This window comes from Nocardioides sp. Z30_9 (assembly GCF_058215735.1).
This window is the reverse complement of the sequence record NZ_JBZAJF010000001.1, coordinates 229,803-250,301: the sequence shown is the minus strand read 5'-3', so window position 1 is coordinate 250,301 and position 20,499 is coordinate 229,803. Positions and strand designations below refer to the sequence as shown.

Annotated in this window: 21 protein-coding genes; 13 read left to right on the top strand and 8 right to left on the bottom strand. The window is 71.1% G+C overall.

Annotated elements, in window-relative coordinates:
- Nucleotides 1-56 precede the first annotated feature (56 nt).
- Nucleotides 57-1,577, top strand: a complete 1,521-nt coding sequence (gene dop, locus AC4BGB_RS01255) for a depupylase/deamidase Dop (protein ID WP_490544150.1) — start codon at nt 57-59, stop codon at nt 1,575-1,577.
- 6 nt (nt 1,578-1,583) lie between these two features.
- Here the strand turns inward: dop and AC4BGB_RS01250 are convergent, their stop codons facing one another.
- Complete coding sequence (locus AC4BGB_RS01250) at nt 1,584-3,038, bottom strand: phospholipase D-like domain-containing protein (RefSeq protein WP_490544149.1); 1,455 nt, start codon at nt 3,036-3,038, stop codon at nt 1,584-1,586.
- Nucleotides 3,039-3,171: 133 nt separating this feature from the next.
- Between AC4BGB_RS01250 and AC4BGB_RS01245 the strand changes: the two genes are divergently transcribed.
- From AC4BGB_RS01245 to AC4BGB_RS01195, 11 genes are read left to right on the top strand one after another with little or no spacing between them, the layout of a single operon-like run.
- Nucleotides 3,172-3,372 (top strand): ubiquitin-like protein Pup, encoded by a 201-nt coding sequence (locus AC4BGB_RS01245; protein WP_490544148.1) that lies wholly within the window; start codon nt 3,172-3,174, stop codon nt 3,370-3,372.
- A 6-nt stretch (nt 3,373-3,378) separates the two neighbouring features.
- Nucleotides 3,379-4,209, top strand: a complete 831-nt coding sequence (gene prcB / locus AC4BGB_RS01240) for a proteasome subunit beta (RefSeq protein ID WP_490544147.1) — start codon at nt 3,379-3,381, stop codon at nt 4,207-4,209.
- Between the two features lie 14 nt (nt 4,210-4,223).
- A complete protein-coding gene (prcA, locus tag AC4BGB_RS01235; RefSeq protein ID WP_490544146.1) occupies nt 4,224-5,003 on the top strand; it encodes a proteasome subunit alpha in 780 nt (259 codons plus the stop codon).
- A 34-nt stretch (nt 5,004-5,037) separates the two neighbouring features.
- A complete protein-coding gene (pafA, locus tag AC4BGB_RS01230; RefSeq protein WP_490544145.1) occupies nt 5,038-6,399 on the top strand; it encodes a Pup--protein ligase in 1,362 nt (453 codons plus the stop codon).
- Complete coding sequence (locus AC4BGB_RS01225) at nt 6,396-7,349, top strand: FKBP-type peptidyl-prolyl cis-trans isomerase (RefSeq protein WP_490544144.1); 954 nt, start codon at nt 6,396-6,398, stop codon at nt 7,347-7,349. The genes pafA and AC4BGB_RS01225 overlap by 4 nt, the downstream gene beginning before the upstream one ends.
- A gap of 21 nt (nt 7,350-7,370) precedes the next feature.
- On the top strand, nt 7,371-8,369 hold the full coding sequence (locus AC4BGB_RS01220) for a helix-turn-helix transcriptional regulator (RefSeq protein WP_490544143.1): 999 nt from the start codon (nt 7,371-7,373) through the stop codon (nt 8,367-8,369).
- Nucleotides 8,366-9,397, top strand: coding sequence for a helix-turn-helix transcriptional regulator (locus tag AC4BGB_RS01215; RefSeq protein ID WP_490544142.1), 1,032 nt, complete (start codon nt 8,366-8,368; stop codon nt 9,395-9,397). Before AC4BGB_RS01220 ends, AC4BGB_RS01215 begins: the two co-directional genes overlap by 4 nt.
- A gap of 4 nt (nt 9,398-9,401) precedes the next feature.
- The gene (tatA, locus tag AC4BGB_RS01210) at nt 9,402-9,689 is read left to right on the top strand and encodes a twin-arginine translocase TatA/TatE family subunit (RefSeq protein WP_490544141.1); all 288 of its coding nucleotides are present in this window, start codon (nt 9,402-9,404) and stop codon (nt 9,687-9,689) included.
- An 18-nt stretch (nt 9,690-9,707) separates the two neighbouring features.
- Nucleotides 9,708-10,547, top strand: a complete 840-nt coding sequence (gene tatC, locus AC4BGB_RS01205; protein WP_490544140.1) for a twin-arginine translocase subunit TatC — start codon at nt 9,708-9,710, stop codon at nt 10,545-10,547.
- Between the two features lie 47 nt (nt 10,548-10,594).
- Complete coding sequence (locus AC4BGB_RS01200) at nt 10,595-11,470, top strand: diacylglycerol kinase (protein ID WP_490544139.1); 876 nt, start codon at nt 10,595-10,597, stop codon at nt 11,468-11,470.
- Entirely contained in the window at nt 11,467-14,280 is a 2,814-nt protein-coding gene (locus AC4BGB_RS01195) for a DEAD/DEAH box helicase (protein WP_490544138.1), read from the top strand. Before AC4BGB_RS01200 ends, AC4BGB_RS01195 begins: the two co-directional genes overlap by 4 nt.
- Nucleotides 14,281-14,401: 121 nt before the next feature.
- On the opposite strand, the gene AC4BGB_RS01190 is transcribed toward AC4BGB_RS01195, so the two are convergent.
- Nucleotides 14,402-15,319 carry an NAD(P)/FAD-dependent oxidoreductase gene (locus AC4BGB_RS01190; protein WP_490544137.1) on the bottom strand — a complete coding sequence of 306 codons (918 nt, stop codon included), beginning with the start codon at nt 15,317-15,319 and terminating at the stop codon, nt 14,402-14,404.
- Between the two features lie 95 nt (nt 15,320-15,414).
- Between AC4BGB_RS01190 and AC4BGB_RS01185 the strand changes: the two genes are divergently transcribed.
- A complete protein-coding gene (locus AC4BGB_RS01185) occupies nt 15,415-15,993 on the top strand; it encodes a helix-turn-helix domain-containing protein (RefSeq protein WP_490544136.1) in 579 nt (192 codons plus the stop codon).
- On the opposite strand, the gene AC4BGB_RS01180 is transcribed toward AC4BGB_RS01185, so the two are convergent.
- The 6 genes from AC4BGB_RS01180 to AC4BGB_RS01155 are packed head-to-tail and all read right to left on the bottom strand — an operon-like array spanning nt 15,947 to nt 20,499.
- The gene (locus tag AC4BGB_RS01180) at nt 15,947-16,738 is read right to left on the bottom strand and encodes an urease accessory protein UreD (protein WP_490544135.1); all 792 of its coding nucleotides are present in this window, start codon (nt 16,736-16,738) and stop codon (nt 15,947-15,949) included. The genes AC4BGB_RS01185 and AC4BGB_RS01180 overlap by 47 nt on opposite strands.
- Entirely contained in the window at nt 16,719-17,444 is a 726-nt protein-coding gene (ureG, locus tag AC4BGB_RS01175; protein WP_490544134.1) for an urease accessory protein UreG, read from the bottom strand. Before ureG ends, AC4BGB_RS01180 begins: the two co-directional genes overlap by 20 nt.
- Nucleotides 17,437-18,108, bottom strand: coding sequence for an urease accessory protein UreF (locus AC4BGB_RS01170; RefSeq protein WP_490544133.1), 672 nt, complete (start codon nt 18,106-18,108; stop codon nt 17,437-17,439). The genes ureG and AC4BGB_RS01170 overlap by 8 nt, the downstream gene beginning before the upstream one ends.
- A 57-nt stretch (nt 18,109-18,165) precedes the next feature.
- Nucleotides 18,166-19,863 carry an urease subunit alpha gene (locus tag AC4BGB_RS01165; protein WP_490544132.1) on the bottom strand — a complete coding sequence of 566 codons (1,698 nt, stop codon included), beginning with the start codon at nt 19,861-19,863 and terminating at the stop codon, nt 18,166-18,168.
- Entirely contained in the window at nt 19,856-20,185 is a 330-nt protein-coding gene (ureB, locus tag AC4BGB_RS01160; protein ID WP_490544131.1) for an urease subunit beta, read from the bottom strand. The genes AC4BGB_RS01165 and ureB overlap by 8 nt, the downstream gene beginning before the upstream one ends.
- Before the next feature lie 11 nt (nt 20,186-20,196).
- Complete coding sequence (locus AC4BGB_RS01155; RefSeq protein WP_490544130.1) at nt 20,197-20,499, bottom strand: urease subunit gamma; 303 nt, start codon at nt 20,497-20,499, stop codon at nt 20,197-20,199.

The window sequence follows — 20,499 nt, the reverse complement described above, 5'->3', positions numbered from 1 at the left end:
AGTCTCACGATGGAGTCTTCCCGGGCACTCGCCGGGGTCCCACGTACGCTCGCCACGTGAGCGTGCACAGGGTCATGGGGACAGAGACCGAGTTCGGCATCTCGGTGCAGGGACACCCGCACGCGAACCCGATGGTCGCCAGCACCCGCCTGGTCAACGCCTACGCCTCGGCGACGCTCAAGGCCCGCCGCGCCCGGTGGGACTTCGAGGAGGAGTCCCCGCTGCGCGACGCCCGGGGCTTCGACATGTCGCGGGAGAACGCCGACCCCAGCCAGCTCACCGACGAGGACCTCGGACTGGCGAACGTGATCCTGACCAACGGCGCGCGCCTCTACGTCGACCACGCCCACCCGGAGTACTCCAGCCCCGAGTGCACCACGCCCCTCGACGTGGTCCGGTGGGACAAGGCGGGGGAGCAGATCGCGCTGGACGCGTGCCGGTTCGCCTCGACCGGCGGCCAGGGGGACCAGGGCGACCTGCTGCTGTACAAGAACAACACCGACAACAAGGGCGCCTCCTACGGCGCGCACGAGAACTACCTCGTCCGGCGATCCACGCCCTTCGGCGACATCGTCCGGCACCTGACCCCGTTCTTCGTCAGCCGCCAGGTGGTCTGCGGCGCCGGCCGGGTCGGGCTGGGACAGGACGGGCAGGGCGACGGCTTCCAGATCAGCCAGCGCGCGGACTACTTCGAGGTGGAGGTCGGTCTCGAGACCACCCTCAAGCGGCCGATCATCAACACCCGGGACGAGCCGCACGCCGACCCGGAGAAGTACCGCAGGCTGCACGTCATCCTGGGCGACGCCAACCTCGCGGAGATCTCCACCTACCTCAAGGTCGGGACCACCGCCTTGGTGCTGAGCATGATCGAGGACAGGTTCCTGACCACCGACCTGAGCGTCTCGCGCCCGGTGGCCTCGCTCAAGCACGTCTCCCACGACCCGGGGCTGACCCACCTGCTCGAGGTCGGCGAGGGCCGCACGATGACGGCGGTGCAGCTGCAGTGGGAGTACTTCCACCTCGTCCAGCGCTACATCGCCGAGCGCCGCGGGGGCGAGGCCGACGCCGCCACCCGCGACGTCCTCGAGCGGTGGGAGTCGGTGCTCACCCGGCTCGAGCGCGATCCCTTCGAGTGTGCCGACGAGCTCGACTGGGTGGCCAAGCTGAGGCTCCTGAACTCCTACCGGGACCGCGACGGGTTGTCCTGGTCCGACGCCAAGCTCCACCTCATCGATCTCCAGTACGCCGACCTGCGGCCCGAGAAGGGGCTCTACCACCGGCTCCTCAAGCTCGGCCGGATGAAGCGGCTCGTCGACGACGCAGCGGTCGAGGAAGCGATGCACGAGCCTCCGGAGGACACCCGCGCCTACTTCCGCGGACGGTGCCTGAGCAAGTACTCCGACAGCATCGCCGCGGCCTCCTGGGACTCGGTGATCTTCGACCTCCCGGGGCACGAGTCACTGCAGCGGGTCCCGACCATCGATCCGCTGCGCGGCAGCAAGGCGCACGTGGGGGCGCTCCTGGACAGCCACGACACCGCGGCCGGGCTGTTCGAGGCCCTGACCAGGGGACGCTGAGCCCACTCAGTCCGGCGGCAGGTAGCGGTAGATGCCCTTGCCGAACACGGGCTCGTCCGCCGCACCACGGCCGAAGGCGGCCATCTGCCCGGGACGGGCCCGCTTCGAGGACTTCTGCCGCCAGACCTTCTTGAAGTTGGTGATGTAGCGCTTCGCCTGGGCCTCGTTGTCCAGGCGCTGCATCTGCTCGTCGGCAGTGAAGGACAGGTCCGACCAGTTCGCCGAGCCCGTGAACGTCAGGAACGCGGCCGGCCGGTTGCCCCAGCGACCCGCGACCACCATGTACTTGCTGTGGTTGTACTTCACGATGTGGCCCGCGGAGTCGGCGACCACCGACTGCTTCATCGGGACCGGGCCGCGGCCGGTCTTCCGGCTGAGGATCTGCATCACCGGACGGTTGACCACCGTGTAGACCATCGCCACGTTGCAGCCCGCCTCCCACAGCTGGCGCAGCCGCTTGGCGATCCAGACGCCCCGGTCACCGAAGGTGGCGTACTGCATCACCCGGATCACGGTGCGACCCCCGCGAGCGCCCGTGCGGGCGCCGGTGCACTTGACCGGGGCAAGCGTCTGCAGCACCGGGTCCTGGGCCGGGGTGGCGCCGATGCGGGGGAAGAAGTAGTTCACCAGCGAGCCGAACCTGGCCGCGTGGAAGGGCCTGACCGTGGGCTGGCCCACCCGGGACTCCCAGAACACCTTGAGGAAGTCCTGGTAGACGGCCTTCGAGTGCTGCACCTGCGCGTGGTTCCACTGCGACTGGAAGGCCGTCGTGGTCAGGTTCGCCGAGGTCTGCATCACGACGTTGCGCACGTGGTGCGAACCGACGTTGTCGAACAGGAAGTACTTCGAGTGGGCGGTTCCTCCCGGCCCCCGGCACGCCCCCTTGCACTGCCGCGCGAAGCTCACCGTGGCCGCCGTGCTCGGGTGACCCGGTCGGTAGAGCTTCTGGCCGAGCTTCTTGCGCAGATACTTCCACGGCGCGTGGGGCTTGTTGGCCTTCTTGGTCGACACCACCTGGACCGTGACCCCCCGCTTGCGGGCGGCGACCAGCGCCTTGGCGATGGCCCAGTCGTTGAACGTCCACGTCACGATCCGGATGGAGCCGTTCCCGGGCCTGGGCGTGCCGATCGAGGTCCGTGGCCCGCCCCAGACGCTGTTGATGGTGCTCAGCACGCGGGCACGGATGATCCGCTGCTCGCGCTTGCCCCGGTTGGGGTAGCTGAAGTAGCTGGTCTGCGCCGGCACGTAGTTGCTGGGAGGCTTACCGACCACGGCGGGCGCGGCAGCCGCCTTGGGCGCGCGCGGCTTGGGCTTGCGCGCAGCCGCTGCGGGGCCGGAGAGAGGCAGCAGCACGGCCACGAGGGCGAGCACCGTGACGAGCACGGGCACCAGCCCGAGGCGCCTGCGACTGCTCGGGTGCCGGTTGCGGGCGTGGGCGAGGGCCTGGGGAAGGAAAGCCATCGTTCCTCTTCGCGAGATCTAGGGGTGTGTCCGGGTCATCGGACCACGTATTTGTCGTGTTTGGTGGGAGGCGGGCCGCGATCGACCCTCGTCTGGATAGGGTCGAGACACCGACGTACCTAGGAGGTCCGCGATGGCTCAGGAGCACAAGCAACCGCGCAAGTCCCAGCAGGAGGAGGAGGTCAGCGAGACGGCTGCCCCCGCCGACTCCGTCACCGAGCGCAAGGAACAGCTCGACGAGGACATCGACGCGATCCTCGAGGACATCGACGACGTCCTCGAGACCAACGCCGAGGACTTCGTGAAGTCGTTCATCCAGAAGGGCGGGCAGTGAGCCTCCATGAGTGACGCCCGGCTCTCCGCCGCCTACCTGACTCCCGGGACGTCCTCCTTCGCGGAGTTCCTCTCCCAGGTCTCACCCGAGCTGCTGCCCTCCCGCAGGCCGCTGCCGCCCGGGGACGCCACCTCGCTGGCGCCGCACGCCACCACGATCGTGGCGGCGACGTTCCGCGACGGCGTGGTGATGGCTGGGGACCGCCGGGCCACGATGGGCAACATCATCGCCCAGCGCGACATCGAGAAGGTCTTCCCCGCCGACGAGTACTCCGCGGTCGGGATCGCCGGCACCGCCGGTCTCGCGGTCGAGATGGTGCGCCTGTTCCAGGTCGAGCTCGAGCACTACGAGAAGATCGAGGGCGCCACGCTCTCGATCGACGGCAAGGCCAACCGGCTCTCGGCGCTGATCCGGGGCAACCTGGGGCTGGCGATGCAGGGACTGGCGGTGGTGCCGCTGTTCGCGGGCTACGACCTCGTCACCCGGCACGGGCGGATCTTCTCCTACGACGTCACCGGCGGGCGCTACGAGGAGACGGCCTTCCACTCGGTCGGCTCCGGCTCGGTGTTCGCCCGTGGCGCGCTGAAGAAGCTCTACCGCGACGACTTCGACCAGACCCAGTGCGTCACCGCGGTCGTCCAGGCGCTCTACGACGCTGCCGACGACGACTCGGCCACCGGCGGTCCCGACATCACCCGGCGGATCTTCCCGGTCGTGAGCGTGATCACCGCCGACGGACACCTCCGGCTCAGCCAGGACGAGGTCGCCGCGATCGCCGACGAGGTGCTCGGGGGCCGGATGCAGCGTCCCGACGGTCCCGCGGCCCCCCTGATCTGAAAGAGACCGAACCCATGAGTATGCCGTTCTACGTCTCGCCCGAGCAGCTGATGAAGGACCGGGCCGACTTCGCCCGCAAGGGGATCGGCCGCGGGCGCTCGGTCGCGGTCGTCCGCTACGCCGACGGGGTCCTGTTCGTCTCCGAGAACCCCTCCGCGGCCCTGCACAAGGTGAGCGAGATCTACGACCGGATCGCGTTCGCGGCCGTGGGTCGCTACAACGAGTTCGAGAACCTGCGCATCGCCGGGGTCCGCCTCGCCGACATGCGGGGGTACTCCTACGACCGGCGCGACGTCTCCGGGCGGGGGCTGGCCAACGCCTACGCGCAGACCCTGGGCACGATCTTCTCCAGCGGGGCCGAGAAGCCCTACGAGATCGAGATCTTCGTCGCCGAGGTCGGGGACACGCCCGGGGACGACCAGATCTTCCGGCTCACCTTCGACGGCCAGGTCGTCGAGGAGCGCGACTTCGCGGTGATGGGTGGCGCGGCGGACTCCGTGACGGCGTACCTCCAGGAGCGGTACACGCTGGGGCTGTCCAGGGACGACGCCCTCAAGCTCACCGCGGCGGCACTGGGTCACAGCGAGAACGGCCACCGCGACATCGCGGCGGGCGACCTCGAGGTAGCCGTCCTGGACCGCACCCGCACCCAGGAGCGCAAGTTCAAGCGCCTCGACGAGGTCGTGCTCCGGGGTGTCCTGGGGGACACCGCGAGAGAGGCTGCGGGCGACGCTGGGGGGGACGCTGGGGGAGACACCGAACGTCCGGAGGACGATTCACCTGTCGCGCCCTGACCCGTTATCCCCAGTGGCCACCTAGTCTGGACACGTGGACCGGCGAATCTTCGGAATCGAGAACGAGTACGGCGTCACATGCACGTTCAAGGGGCAGCGACGCCTCTCACCTGACGAGGTGGCCCGCTACCTGTTCCGCAAGGTCGTCAGCTGGGGTCGCAGCAGCAACGTGTTCCTGGCGAACGGGGCGCGGCTGTACCTCGATGTCGGCAGCCACCCCGAGTACGCCACCCCCGAGTGCGACGACATCGTCGACCTCGTCACCCACGACAAGGCCGGGGAGCGGGTCCTGGAGGGCCTGCTGGTCGACGCCGAGCGTCGTCTGCGCGACGAGGGCATCTCCGGTGACGTCTACCTGTTCAAGAACAACACCGACAGCGCCGGCAACTCCTACGGCTGCCACGAGAACTACCTGGTCAGCCGGCACGGGGAGTTCAGCAAGCTCGCCGACGTGCTGATCCCGTTCCTGGTCACCCGCCAGATCATCGTCGGGGCCGGGAAGGTCACCCAGACCCCGCGAGGGGCGTCGTACTCGGTCAGCCAGCGCTCCGAGCACATCTGGGAGGGCGTCTCCAGCGCGACCACCCGCTCGCGACCGATCATCAACACCCGCGACGAGCCGCACGCCGACGCCGAGCGGTTCCGCCGCCTGCACGTGATCGTGGGCGACTCCAACATGAGCGAGACGACCACCATGCTCAAGGTGGCCAGCTGCGACCTCGTGCTGCGGATGATCGAGGAGGGCGTGGTGATGCGCGACCTCACCATGGAGAACCCCATCCGGGCGATCCGCGAGATCTCCCACGACATGACCGGGCGCCGCAAGGTGCGCCTCGCGAACGGCCGCGAGGCCAGCGTCCTCGACATCCAGGGGGAGTACCTCTCCCGCGCGCGCGACTTCGTGGACCGGCGCGAGCTGAGCACCCCGATCATCGAGCAGGCGCTCGACCTGTGGGAGCGCGGCCTCAAGGCAGTCGACTCCGGCGACCTGTCCCTGGTCGAGCGGGAGATCGACTGGGTGATCAAGTGGAAGCTGATCGACCGGTACCGGGCCAAGCACGGGCTCCCGCTCGGCCACCCCCGGGTCGCCCAGCTCGACCTCGCCTACCACGACATCCACCGCGAGCGCGGGCTCTACTACCTGCTCGAGAAGCGTGGGGCAGTCAAGCGGGTCACCACCGACCTCGCGATCTACCGGGCCAAGTCCGTGCCCCCGCAGACCACCCGGGCCCGGCTGCGCGGCGACTTCATCAAGCGGGCCCAGGAGCGGCGCCGCGACTTCACCGTCGACTGGGTCCACCTCAAGCTCAACGACCAGGCCCAGCGCACCGTGCTGTGCAAGGACCCGTTCAGGTCCCACGACGAGCGCGTCGAGCGTCTGATCGAGGGAATGTGACGCAACGGCAGCGCATCGCCGCTGCCGCGCTCACCATGACGGCGGTGCTGGCGGCCTCGGCCTGCGGTTCAGCCAACCAGGACCAGGTGGCCAGCCTGCGTGACCAGGTCAAGGTGGGCGGCAGCTTCAACCGGCTCCCCAGCATCGACATCCAGGCCCCGCTCGACCTCGACGAGACCACGGCGTGGGTCACGGTGCCCGGTGACGGCGACAAGGTGGGGGAGGACTCCACCGTGATCCTTCAGCTCACCCTGGCCAACGGTCGCACCGGGGAGCGGACGATCTCCACCCTCGACGCGGGACAGCGGCCCCTCGACATCAAGCTCGGCGACCAGGTGTTCCCCGCGCTGGCACGGGCGCTGGTCGGCAAGTCGGCCGACACCAGGGTGGTGGTCGTCTCCACCTCCGACGACGCCTACGGCTCGAGCGGCGCCCCCCAGTTCGGGATGAAGGGGGGCGACCCCGTGGTGATGGTCGCGGACATCCTCTCCACCGACCCCACCTCCGTGCTCGACGGCCCCACCGGGCCGGACGTGGCGAGCAACGCCTCCTCGACAGCCGCGCCCCGGCTCGTGGAGAAGGACGGCACGCCCACCGGCTTCGACTTCACCGGTGTCCGCGCGCCGCGGTCCCTGGTGGTGATCCCCCTGCGCGAAGGCACCGGCGACGTCGTGGAGACCCCGGACCGGGTCGCCGTGGACTACCTCCTGCAGGTGTGGGGGGCCGAGGAACCCGCGCAGGAGACGTTCAGCACCGAGCCGACGTTCGTCTCGCTCGGCACCGCGACCGGCATGATCCCCGCCTGGGACCGGGCCCTGGCGGGCCGCCGAGAGGGCGCCAGGCTGCTCATCCTGACCCCGCCGTCCCTCGCCTACGGTGAGACGCCCCAGCCCGGCATCCCCGCCAACTCGACCCTGGCCTTCATCGTCGACCTGCTCGGCGTGGGCTGAGCGATCCGAAATAGGAGACACGTGTCCGCTGCGAAGTCCGAACGACTGCTCAACCTCGTCATCCTGCTGCTGGTGGCGCGCAACTACACCACCAAGGAGCAGATCCGTGCCCTGATGGAGCCCTACCGCGAGAGCAGCGACGAGGCGTTCGACCGCATGTTCGAGCGCGACAAGGACGACCTGCGTGCGCTGGGCATCCCGCTCGAGACCGGGTTCGTGGACAAGTTCTTCGAGGACGAGCAGGGCTACCGGATCAAGCGGGACGCCTTCGAGCTCCCCGCGATCGACTTCACCGCCGACGAGGTGGCGGTCCTCGGCCTGGCGGCCCGGGTGTGGCGTCACGCCGGCCTCGCGGCCGCGACCTCGGACGCCCTGGTGAAGCTGAAGGCCGCCGGCCTGAGCTTCGACCGCGAGCAGCTGGAGCAGGTCCAGCCGACCCTGGTGGCCGAGGAGCCCGCGTTCGAGTCGATGTGGCAGGCGACCGTGCACCGGACCCCGGTCCGGTTCGACTACAAGCGGGCGGGCCAGCGAGATGCCTCCACCCGCCACGTCGAGCCCTGGGGCGTGGTCACCGCCCAGGGCCGGTGGTACGTCGCCGGGCTCGACACCGACCGGGGGGAGCCGCGGATGTTCCGCCTGAGCCGGATCGTCTCGGAGGTCGAGCCGACCGGCCCCGCGGGGTCGTTCACCGTGCCAGAGGGCACCGACCTGCGGACGCTGTCGCAGTCGCTGGCCCCGCGCCAGCCGGACCGCACCGCCACAGTGCTGGTCAGGGCGGGCTCGGCCATCGACCTGCGACGCCGGGCCGAGGTCGCCGCGCGCGACCTGATCGGACCCGACGGCACGCCCGGCTGGGACCGGCTCGAGGTGCCCTACGTGTCGGAGACGGACTTCGCCGGCGAGCTGCTGGGGTACGCCGACACGGTCGTGGTGGAGTCCCCGGCCGAGCTGCGCACCTCGGTCCGCAACCGGCTCGAGGACCTGTGCGCCCCGGCGAGCCCGGCGGGGGCGTCGCTGTGAGCGGCGGCGCCCGGGAGCAGGTCTCGCGGCTGCTCGCGCTGGTTCCCTACCTGCAGAGCCGCAGCGGCGTGTCCCTCACCGAGGTCGCGGCGGACTTCTCGGTCGGTCCGGAGCAGATCATGAAGGACCTGAAGGTGCTCTGGATGTGCGGGCTGCCCGGCCTGACCCCGGACAAGATGATCGAGGTCGACTTCGAGGCGATCGAGGACGATCCCGAAGGCGTCGTACACATCGAGAACGCGGAGTTCCTCGCCCGTCCCGTCCGGCTGGGCAGCTCGGAGGCCTCCGCGCTGATCGTGGCGCTGCGCGCCCTCCGGGAGGGCAGCCCCGAGGCCTCGCACGAGGTCATCGAACGGTGCCTGGTCAAGCTCGAGGACGCCGCCGCCACCGGCACGGCCACCCCACGCGTCGAGGTGCACCTGCCCCGCTCCGACCTCGCCGACCAGCACGCGAAGCTGCTGGCCGAGGCGATCGCGACCGACCGGCAGGCCCGGCTGGACTACTACGTCCCCACCCGCGACGAGACCACCCAGCGCACCGTGGACCCCCTGGAGCTGCTGAGCAGCGACGGTCACGACTACCTCGACGCCTGGTGCCACCTCACCTCGGCACGGCGGCTGTTCCGGCTGGACCGGATGCACGCGGTGGACCTGGTCGACGCACCTCGCCAGGAGCACTCCCTGGAGCGGCGCGACCTCTCCGAGGGGCTCTTCGAGCCCGGCCCCGACGACATCGTGGCCGTGGTCCACCTCGAGCGCCCCGCCCGGTGGATGGCCGACTACTACCCGGTCGACAGCGTCGAGGAGCTCGGCGAGGGCCGGCTCGAGGTCAGTCTCCGGGTCAGCGACCCACGGTGGCTGGTGCGCCTGGCGATGCGCCTGGCACCGGCCGTCACTGTCGTGGCCCCCACGACGCTGCGCGACGAGGTGGTCCGCACCGCACGCGCGACACTGGGCCTCTACGCGGAGGACGGCAGCGCCCACTCCGGCCAAGCGTCCGCACAAGCAGATGATGGCGGCGTAGGATGAGTGCATGACATCAGCACTGGTCACTCCTCTGTTCGCGGGCCTCGGTACCACCGAGCTCCTGATCATCTTCGGGGTGCTCGTGCTCCTCTTCGGGGCCAAGAAGCTGCCCGAGCTGGCTCGCGGCAGCGGTCGCGCCTTGCGGATCTTCAAGGCCGAGACCAAGGGCCTGATCGATGACGACGACGACGACCTGACCCCCGAGCAGCGGCAGATCAACGCCCAGAACCGTGCCGCCGCGGACACCGAGCGCGACGTACGGCCCGAGGGCCCCGCCGGCCCGGGCAGCATCTGACGACGGAGCAGCGCAGCAGTGTCACTCGGCGGTGTCGTCGAGCTCTTCCGTGGTCGCCCACGGGATCCCGTCGGCGAGGGCGGCCGGATGTCCCTCGGGGACCACTTCCGTGAGCTCCGAGCCCGGATCATGCGGTGCTCGCTCTACCTGGTCGTGGGCACGATCATCGCGCTCTTCTTCTGGCAGCAGCTCTTCGACCTGATCTACCAGCCCTACCTCGATGCCTCGAAGGCTCTCGACCAGGAGGTCCAGACCCAGGCGGTGATCACCGGCATCGGCAGCCCGCTGCTCCTCCAGCTCAAGCTGTGCGGCGTGGCCGGGATCGTGGGCACCTCACCGTTGTGGCTCTACGAGATCTGGGCCTTCATCGTCCCCGGCCTGCACGCGAACGAGCGTCGGTGGACCCGGCTGTTCGCCGTTGTGGCCGGCCCGCTGTTCATCGCCGGTGTCGCCGTGGGCTACTACGTGCTGCCCAAGGGCATCGCGGCCCTGATCGGGTTCACGCCCCTCGAGCTGACCCAGCTCACCGAGTTCGGCGACTTCTTCACGTTCATCACCCGGATGCTCCTGGTCTTCGGCGTCGCCTTCGAGATCCCGCTGTTCATCGTGCTGCTGAACTTCGCCGGCGTCATCTCGGGCAAGTCGCTGGGCCAGTACCGCCCCTGGATCGTGGTGGGCACGTTCATCTTCGCCGCGGTCGCGACCCCCTCCACCGACCCGTTCTCGATGCTGATGCTGGCCCTGCCGATGCTCGCGCTGATCTTCATCAGCGAGATCATCGCCCGCGTCGCCGACCGCAGGCGCGCCCGCAAGCAGGCTGTCTCGCAGTGGGACGACGACACCGCCTCGCCCCTGTGACCACCGACCGTCCGGGACGGCCCCACCACGGCAGATAGGGTTTCACCGTGTCCACCCAGATCGCGTTGCTCACCAACCCCCAGGCAGGTCGGGGCAAGGGGCCGCGCATCGTCGAGGAGGCCCTGCCCCGCCTGCGGGACGCCGGCTACACGGTGCGCAACCTGGTGGGCCGTGACGCCGACGAGTCCTTGGACCTGGCCCGCCAGTGCGTCCAGGACGGGGTGAGCACCCTGGTGGTCGTCGGGGGCGACGGGATGGTGCACCTCGCGCTCCAGGCACTGGCCGGCAGCGAGACCCGACTGGGGCTGATCCCCGCCGGCACCGGCAACGACACCGCGCGCTACTTCGACCTCCCGCGCGGAGACGTCGCTGCCGCCACCGACGTGGTGATCGGCGGCAGGGAGCGGCGCGTCGACCTCGCCCGGATCGGCTCGAAGTACTTCCTGACCGTGCTCGCGGCCGGTTTCGACGCAGTCGTGAACGAGCGCGCCAACAACATGTCCTGGCCCCGGGGGCAGATGCGCTACAACGTGGCCACCCTCGCCGAGCTGCGCACCTTCAAGCCGCTGCCCTACACCCTGGACATCGACGGGGTGCAGCACCGCTTCGACGCGATGATGGTCGCGGTCGGCAACGGCCCCTCGTTCGGCGGCGGCCTGCGGATCACCGAAGGCGCCCTCCTCGACGACGGGCTCCTCGACGTGGTGGTGATCCGGCCGATGAGCAAGCCGGCGCTGATCCGCACCTACCCGAAGCTGTTCAAGGGCACCCACGTGCACCACCGCGACTACCGGCACCACCAGGGCAGGAAGATCACCATCGCCGCTCCCGGCATCACGGCGTACGCCGACGGCGAGCGGATCGCCGCCCTGCCCCTGACCGTCGAGGTCGCCCCGCTCGCGCTGAGGGTGCTGGTCCCATGAGCACCGGCACCTCCCCCTCGGAGCAGTACGCCCGCTACCGCCGCAACCGTGAGCACCCCCGGCTGGCGGACTTCGCCTCCCGGCTCGACTTCGGCCTCGACGACTTCCAGGTGCGCGCCTGCCGCGAGCTCGAGGAGGGCCGCTCGGTGCTGGTCGCCGCCCCGACCGGGTCCGGCAAGACGATCGTCGGCGAGTTCGCCGTGCACCTCGCGCTGGAGAGCGGCCGCAAGGCCTTCTACACCACGCCGATCAAGGCGCTGTCGAACCAGAAGTACAACGACCTCGCCAGGCGGTACGGCGCCGAGAACGTCGGCCTGCTCACCGGCGACAACAGCATCAACGGCGAGGCGCCCGTGGTCGTGATGACCACCGAGGTGCTCCGCAACATGCTGTACGCCGGGTCGCGGACCCTGGACTCGCTCGGGTTCGTGGTGATGGACGAGGTGCACTACCTCGCCGACCGGATGCGTGGCGCCGTGTGGGAGGAGGTCATCATCCACCTCCCCGAGTCGGTGGCGCTGGCCTCGCTCTCGGCCACGGTCAGCAACGCCGAGGAGTTCGGGGAGTGGCTGGGCACCGTCCGCGGGGAGACGACCACGATCGTCGAGGAGCGCCGCCCCGTGCCGCTCTACCAGCACGTGATCGTGGGCCGCCGGATGTATGACCTGTTCGCCGACGAGACCGGCACCGACCCCGCCGAGCTCGAGGCCAGGCAGCGCGAGCCCCAGGTCAACCCCGAGCTCGTCCGCGTGGCCCGCGACGACTGGGCGCGCGGCCGGATGAAGGATCGCCGCACGCCCCGCGGCGGCAAGGCCAAGGGGGGTGCCCGCGGGCCCGGCAACCCCCGCGCCGCCTGGACCCCGAGCCGCAGCGACGTGGTCGCCCAGCTCGACCGGGCCGGGCTGCTGCCGGCGATCGTGTTCATCTTCAGCCGGGTCGGCTGCGACGCGGCGGTGCAGCAGTGCCTGAACGCCAACCTGAGGCTGACCTCACCGGAGGAGCGAGACGAGATCGTCGCGTTCGTCCAGGAGCGCTGCTCGAACCTCCCCGACGAGGACCTGCAGGTGCTCGGCTACCACGAGTTCCTCGACGGGCTCTCCCGCGGCATCGCCTCGCACCACGCCGGGATGCTGCCCACGTTCAAGGAGTGCGTCGAGGAGCTGTTCCTGCGCGGCCTGTGCCGGGTGGTCTTCGCCACCGAGACGCTCGCGCTCGGCATCAACATGCCCGCGCGCTCGGTGGTCATCGAGAAGCTCTCGAAGTGGAACGGCGAGACGCACGCCGACATCACGCCGGGGGAGTACACCCAGCTCACCGGCCGAGCCGGGCGCCGCGGCATCGACGTCGAGGGCCACGGCGTCGTGCTGTGGCAGCAGGGCTTCGACCCCAAGGCGGTCGCGGGCCTCGCCTCGACGCGCACCTACCCGCTCAAGTCGAGCTTCCGGCCGTCGTACAACATGGCGGTCAACCTGGTGCACCAGTTCGGCCGCGAGCGAGCGCGTGAGCTGCTGGAGTCCTCGTTCGCCCAGTTCCAGGCCGACAAGGCCGTGGTCGGGCTGGCGCGGCAGCTGCGCAAGAGCGAGGACGCGCTGGTGGGGTACGCCGACGCGGCCGCGTGCCACCTCGGCGACTTCATGGAGTACGCCGCCCTGCGGCACCGGCTCTCGGAGACCGAGAAGAAGCTGGCCAAGTCCCGCCGGTTCGACCAGCGCCAGGAAGTGGTCGACTCCCTGGAGGCCCTGCGCCCCGGCGACGTGATCGAGGTGCCGTCCGGCCGCTTCTCCGGGATGGCGGTGGTCCTCGACCCCGGGGCCCGGGCGGACCGGGAGGGCCCCCGCCCCTACGTGCTGACCGCCGACCGGCACGCCCGGCGGCTGAGCCTGATCGACTTCCCGACCCCGGTCGCCGCGATCACCCGGGTGAAGATCCCCAAGAACTTCAACGGTCGCAACCCGCAGTCGCGTCGCGACCTCGCCTCGGCCCTGCGGGACCGGACGCACGGGCTGACCCAGCCGCCACCGTGGAAGCGCGGCGGCCACGGCCCGTCCGCCCACAATCCGGTCGAGGACCGCCGGATCGAGGACCTGCGCCGCGAGCTGCGAGCCCACCCGTGCCACGGCTGCCCGGACCGCGAGGACCACGCGCGCTGGTCGGAGCGTTACTTCAAGCTCGACCGCGACGCGAAGACGCTCAAGCGCCGGATCGAGCAACGCACCAACACCATCGCGCGGCAGTTCGACCGGGTCTGCGACGTGCTCACCACGCTGGGCTACCTCGAGGGTGAGGGCCGGCAGTCGACGGTGACCGAGCGCGGCCGCACACTGATGCGGATCTACAACGAGATGGACCTGCTCACCGCGGAGTCGCTGCGGGCCGGCCTCTGGGACGGGCTCGACCCCTCGGGTCTGGCCGCGGTGCTCTCCACGCTCGTCTACGAGTCCCGCCGGCCCGACGACGCCGTGGCCCCGCGGCTGCCCGGGGGAGCGGTGAAGGGGATCCTGGCCGAGATGGTCTCGATCTGGGGCGACCTCGAGGTGCTCGAGCGGGAGCACCACCTCGACCAGCTGCACGAGCCCGACCTCGGCTTCGCCTGGGCGGCGCACCGCTGGGCCGAGGGCGACGAGCTCGACGACATCCTCGAGGCCACCGACCTCGCCGCGGGTGACTTCGTCCGCTGGGTCAAGCAGCTCCTCGACCTCACCGACCAGGTCGCGGGGGCGACCACCAGCGCCGAGCTGCGCAAGGTCGCCCGCGAGACCTCGGCCCGCCTGCGCCGCGGGGTCGTCGCCTACTCCAGCGTCAGCGAGTAGCGGGGGCCCTGGCCCCGAGCCCTATGTAAATCGGGGTTATGGACGCTCATCAAGCCCCCTGCCGGGCCCAGAGCGTCCACAACCCCGCAGAAGAACCCAGGACCACGCCGCTGAGTCCGGCTCAGGCCCCGATCCCCGCCATCACCAGGTCCAGGTTCACCATCGCGCCGGTGACCGTCCCGCTGGCAGCCGACGCCATCACCTGGGCGCCGAGGTCGGTCAGGTTGCCGGCGGCGTACACCCCGGGCACGGAGGTACGCCGCATCTCGTCGACGACCACGTGCTCGCCCAGGCCCGAGGAGTGCGCGGCCAGCTCCACCCCCAGCCCGCTGAGGAGGTCGCCGCTCGGCCGCAGGTACGACGCCACGGTGATCGCCTCCGCGGGGAGCAGTCGTCCGTCCTCCAGGCGCAGGCCGCGGACAGCGTCGTCCTCGACCTCGACCGCGCGGGCCCGCCCCTCGACCACCGCGACCCCGGCGGCGGCCAGCATCCGGCGTGCCTCCTCGTCGGGCTCGAACCCGTGTGCCAGCAAGGTCAGGGCGTCGGTGAGCTGGCTGAACAGCAGCGCCTGGTGCACCGACCCTGGGACGGTCCCGAGGACCACCAGCCGCTGGTCGCGCACCTCGTAGCCGTGGCAGTAGGGACAGTGCAGGACATCGCGTCCCCAACGCTCGCGCAGCCCCGGAACGTCGGGGAGCTCGTCGACGAGACCGGTCGCCAGGACGAGTCGCCGCGCGGTGACCACGGCGCCGTCCTCCTGGCCCACCCTGAAGCCGTCATCGGTCCTCTCCGCGCGGACGACCCGGCCCGCGCGGATCTGCCCGCCGTAGGCCTCCACCTCGCTGCGGCCCATCGCGAGCAGCTCCCCAGGTGCGGTCCCCTCCCGGGAGAGGAAGTTGTGGACGCCCTCGGCCGGTGCGTTGCGCGGCTCGCCGGCGTCGATCACCAGCACGCGCCTGCGGGAGCGGCCGAGCGCGACCGCCGCGCTCAGGCCGGCTGCTCCGCCGCCGATGACGATGACCTCGTGGTCGATGTCCATGTCCTGCTCCTCACCTCGGACTTCCCTGACGCCCACCCTGCGCCGCGTGCGGCCGGCTTGACAACCTTCGTTGCCACAGTGGCAAACTGGTCGGCATGGACGAGGTCACCGACGGCGTGCTCGATGCTGTGGGAGGGCGCCTGCGGGTGCTGCGCCAGGAGCACGAGCTCACCCTGGCCGAGCTCTCCGGCTCCACCGGCATCTCGGTCAGCACGCTCTCCCGGCTGGAGTCGGGGCAGCGCAAGCCGACGCTGGAGCTGCTGCTCCCGCTGGCCAGGACCTACCAGGTCCCGCTGGACGAGCTCGTGGGGGCGCCGGCGACCGACGACCCCAGGGTCCGCACCGAGCCGATCCGGATGCACGGGATGACGATGGTCCCGCTCACCCGGCGGGCCGGGGGCCTGCAGGCATACAAGATCACCATCCCGGCCGGGTCAGACCGGCGTACGCCGAACCTGCAGACCCACGAGGGCTACGACTGGCTCTACGTGCTCAACGGCCGGCTGCGGATGCGCCTCGGCGAGCACGACCTGGTCCTGGAGCCCGGCGAGGCGGCCGAGTTCGACACCCGGGTCCCGCATTGGTTCGGCGGCGCCGACGCGCGCCCGGTCGAGGTGTTGTCGATCTTCAGCCGCGAGGGCGAGCGGATGCACGTCCGGGCCCGTACGACGTGAGCGCGGCCGCCCAGGCCTGACCCAGCCCGCTCTCGTGGGTCTCCCGCGCCAGCTCCCGGTGGAGCCGGCCGCCGCCCGCGAGCTCCAGCGCACCGGGGGCGGCCACCGCCTCGGGGGAGCCGATCTCGAGGATCGAGTCGAGCACGCGGTGCTGCCCGAGCAGGCCGGGCACCTGCGTGGCGCAGGCGAGCTCCAGGTCCTCCACCAGCACGGGACGGCCCCTGCTGGTGACCCGGGTGCGCGAGCGGATCGTCCCCGCCGGCTCCCCGGACCGTCCGAGCACGAGCGTCTCACGCAGGAGCAGGGCCGCGCCCGGGGCCAGCTCCACCCGGGTGTGCCGGTCGACCTCGGACCCCGCTGCCGCCACGAACGGCAGGCCCTGCCAGACCAGGGTGGCGTCGTCCTCCACCGTCAGGTCGACGTCCCAGCGTGCGGGCTCGCCGCCGCGCATGTCGTAGGCGACGGTGCCGGCCGGCTCCACGACCGTGAGCGTGACTCCGGCACCGACGCGGCAGCCGACCTCGATGCGGTCTCCTGTGAGCAGCATCGCCCCCTCGGGGACCAGGGCCACCGTGGCGTGGTCCGGACCCGAGGAGAGCAGCATCGCGCGCAGCGAGGCGGCGCCGTCCGACGCGCTGGTCCACATCCGCACCCGGCACCGGCCGCCGGGGACCGCGGCGACCACCACCTCCGTGCGCGCCGTCGGCCGGAGCGCCGCCGCCCGCTCAGGCGTGCGCGTGCTCATGGTCGTGCTCGTGGGAGTGCGAGTGCCGGGCCATCGGGCCCGGGTCGACCGGCACCAGGTCACCCTCCGCGAACGTGCGCAGCCGCCCCCGCACCCACTCGGTGAGCTCGCCGACCGAGGCGCGGTCGTGCCGGGAGAGTGCGACCACCGGGCGCCCACCCCGGGCGGCGGTCGCGTCGAGGACCATCTGCGGACAGTCGACGCCGACGTGGGGTGCCAGGTCGGTCTTGTTCACCACCAGGAGGTCCGCACGCTCGATGCCGGGTCCGCCCTTGCGGGCCACGTCGCCACCGCCCGCGACGTCGAGGACGAAGATCTGCACGTCGACCAGCGCGGGGGAGAAGGTGGCGGTCAGGTTGTCGCCGCCCGACTCCACCAGGACGAGGTCGAGCGGGTCGAAGTCCTCCTCGAGCGACTCGACCGCGATCAGGTTGGCGGTGATGTCGTCGCGAATCGCCGTGTGCGGGCAGGCTCCGGTCTCCACCGCGCGGATGTGCTCGGGGTCCAGCACGCCGGCCGAGCGCAGGAAACGGGCGTCCTCGTCGGTGTAGATGTCGTTGGTGATCACCGCCAGCTCGTGGGTCGCGGACAGCTCACGGCACAGCAGCGCGATGATCGAGCTCTTGCCGGTGCCGACCGGGCCGCAGACCCCCAGACGCAGCGCTCTCCTGGCGGTGGGGTGCGGGACAGCGGGGAACTCAGGCACTGAACAACCTCCGTGTGGTGCGGGCATGGGCCTCGGCCCACGCCTCGATCTGCGGTGAGCCGGTGGCCGGGATGGCCTCCGGGTGGGTCAGGGTCGACACCGAGGCAGCGAGCTGCTCGATGGCGGGCATCGCCTCCAGGGCCCAGCGGGTCGTCACCGCGGGGTCCAGCGGCGCGAGCTTGAGGGCGGCCGAGGTCACGGTGAGCACGTCGTCGTAGCCGATGAGGCGGGCCAGGGACGCAGGTGCCAGCCCGGCTGCGGCCGCGACCGCTCCGAGGACGAGTGCGCGCGAGGGCGTGCGCAGCGCTCCGGCGACGCGCACCGGCGCCGCGTCGGGCCACAGGGCGGTGGCGAGCCTCAGCATCGCCCGGCCCATCGCTTGGGAAGTGGTCCGCATCGCCGCACTCGGCGTCCGGGCGGCCCAGGCCTCCTCGACCGGCTCCAGCGGCTCACCCGAGCGCAGGTGGTGCAGCGCCACGACCGCCGTGCCGGCCTCGACCAGGGTCACCGAGCGCAGCCGGGCGGCGAGGTACGCCGGCACCTCGGCGGGGTCCAGTCCCAGGTCGGGGCCCGCCCGGAGCGCCGGCTCCAGGTTCGCGGACTGGGTGTGCCCTGCCACCGGCAGCCGGGCGTCCGCGAGCAGCATCAGGACCAGCTCGGACATCACGCCGGCCGCATCGAAGACTGGTCCATCGAGAACAGGTCCATCAGAACAGGCCCATCAGAACAGGGAGTAGAGCTGCGCCAGGGGCAGCTCGGTCGCGGGGGAAGGTACGACGAGCTCGCCGTCGATGTGGATCGCGAACGTCTCGGCATCCACGTCGATCCGAGGCAGGGCGGAGTTGTTCACCATCTGCGCCTTGCCGACCTCGCGGGTGGGCCGCAGCGCCGCGAGCCGCCTGCGCAGCCCCAGCCGGTCCGCCAGTCCGTCCTCCAGGGCCGCCGGGGACACGAAGGTCACCGCGTGGTCGGCGCCGTCCTGGTCGACCAGGGTCGGTCGCATCAGCACCGGCTGCGGGGTGGGGATCGAGGCGTTGGGGTCACCCAGCGCGCCCCACACCAGGGCGCCGCCCTTGATCACCACGCTCGGCCGGATCCCGAAGAACTTCGGCTCCCAGAGGACCAGGTCGGCGAGCTTGCCGGGCTCGACCGAGCCGACCTCGTGGTCGATGCCGTGGGCGATCGCCGGGTTGATCGTGTACTTGGCGACGTACCGCTTCGCGCGGACGTTGTCGGCGGGACCGCCCAGGTCCCCGCGCTGGTGCTTCATCACGTGGGCCACCTGCCAGGTCCGGCAGATCACCTCGCCGATGCGGCCCATCGCCTGCGCGTCCGAGGAGGTGATCGACAGCGCCCCGAGGTCGTGCAGCACGTCTTCGGCGGCGATGGTGGTGGCGCGGATCCGGGACTCGGCGAACGCGAGGTCCTCGGCCACCCGGGGGTTGAGGTGGTGGCAGACCATCAGCATGTCGAGGTGCTCGGCGACGGTGTTCACGGTGTGCGGCAGGGTCGGGTTGGTGGAGCCCGGGATCACGTTGGGCTGCCCGGCCACGCGCAGGATGTCGGGGGCGTGGCCACCGCCCGCGCCCTCGGCGTGGAAGGCGTGGATCGACCGGCCGTCGATGGCTCGCAGGGTCGACTCGAGGTAGCCGGCCTCGTTGAGGCTGTCGGAGTGCAGCGCGACCTGGAGCCCGAACTCGCCGGCCGCCCGGAGCGCGGCGTCGATGGCGGCAGGGGTGGCGCCCCAGTCCTCGTGCACCTTGTACGCCGCCGCTCCCGCCAGGGCCTGCTCGGCCAGCCCGGCGGCGCTGACCGTGTTGCCCTTGCCCATCAGCAGCACGTTGAGGGGGAGCGGGTCCAGGGCACGGTGCACCGTCTGCAGGTGCCAGGCCCCGGGAGTGACCGTGGTGGCCTTGGACCCCTCGGAGGGACCGGTGCCACCGCCGCCCACGGTGGTGATTCCGGTGGCGAGCGCCTCCGCGAGCTGGGAGCGGGAGAGCAGGTGCACGTGCACGTCGATCCCGCCGGCGGTGAGGATCTTGCCCTCACCGGAGATCACGTCGGTGGAGGGACCGATGACCAGGCCGGGATGCACCCCGTCGGCGATGTCCGGGTTCCCGGAGCGGCCCAGCGCCACGATGCGTCCGTCGCGGATGCCCACGTCGGCGCGGACGATGCCCCAGTGGTCGAGCACGAGTGCGTTGGTGACCACGGTGTCCAGGGCGCCCTCGGCCCGCGTGAGCGTCGACTGCGCCATCGACTCGCGGATCGACTTGCCCCCGCCGAAGACGGCCTCCTCGCCGCCGAAGGTCAGGTCCTCCTCCACCTCGATCCACAGGTCGGTGTCGGCGAGGCGGACCTGGTCGCCGGTGGTGGGGCCGTAGAGGGCGGCGTACTCCGCCCGGGTGAGCTCAGCCATCGGTGGCGTCCTTGACCTGGATGCCGGGGACCGAGCGGCGACCCCGGAGGGCGACCACGTCGACCTCGCGGGAGGCACCCGGCTCGAAGCGGCGCGAGGTGCCCGAGGCGATGTCGAGCCGGAACCCCTCGGCGGAGGACCGGTCGAAGGCCAGTGCCTCGTTGACCTCGGCGAGGTGGATGTGCGAGCCGATCTGCACCGGGCGGTCCCCGGTGTTCACGATCACGAGCGTACGGCGCTCCTCCGGGGTGCGGTCGGCGTTGAGGACGACGGTCCCCCCGGCGACGCGGATCGCTCCGGGGCCTGCCTGTTGGTGGGTCATCGGTGCCCTCCTCAGGCGATCGGCTGGTGCAGGGTGACGAGCTTGCGCCCGTCGGGGAAGGTGGCCTCGACCTGCACGTCGGTGAGCATCTCGCCCACTCCGGGCATCACCTCGTCGCGGCTCAGGACCTCGCGGCCGAGCTCCATCAGGTCGCTGACCGAGAGGCCGTCGCGGGCCCGTTCGATCACCCAGGTGCTCAGCAGGGCCACGGTCTCGGGGTAGTTCAGCTTCACGCCGCGCGCGTGCCGGTCGCGGGCGACCATCCCGGCCACGGCTAGGAGCAGCTTCTCGGTGTCCGAGGGAGTCAGGTGCAT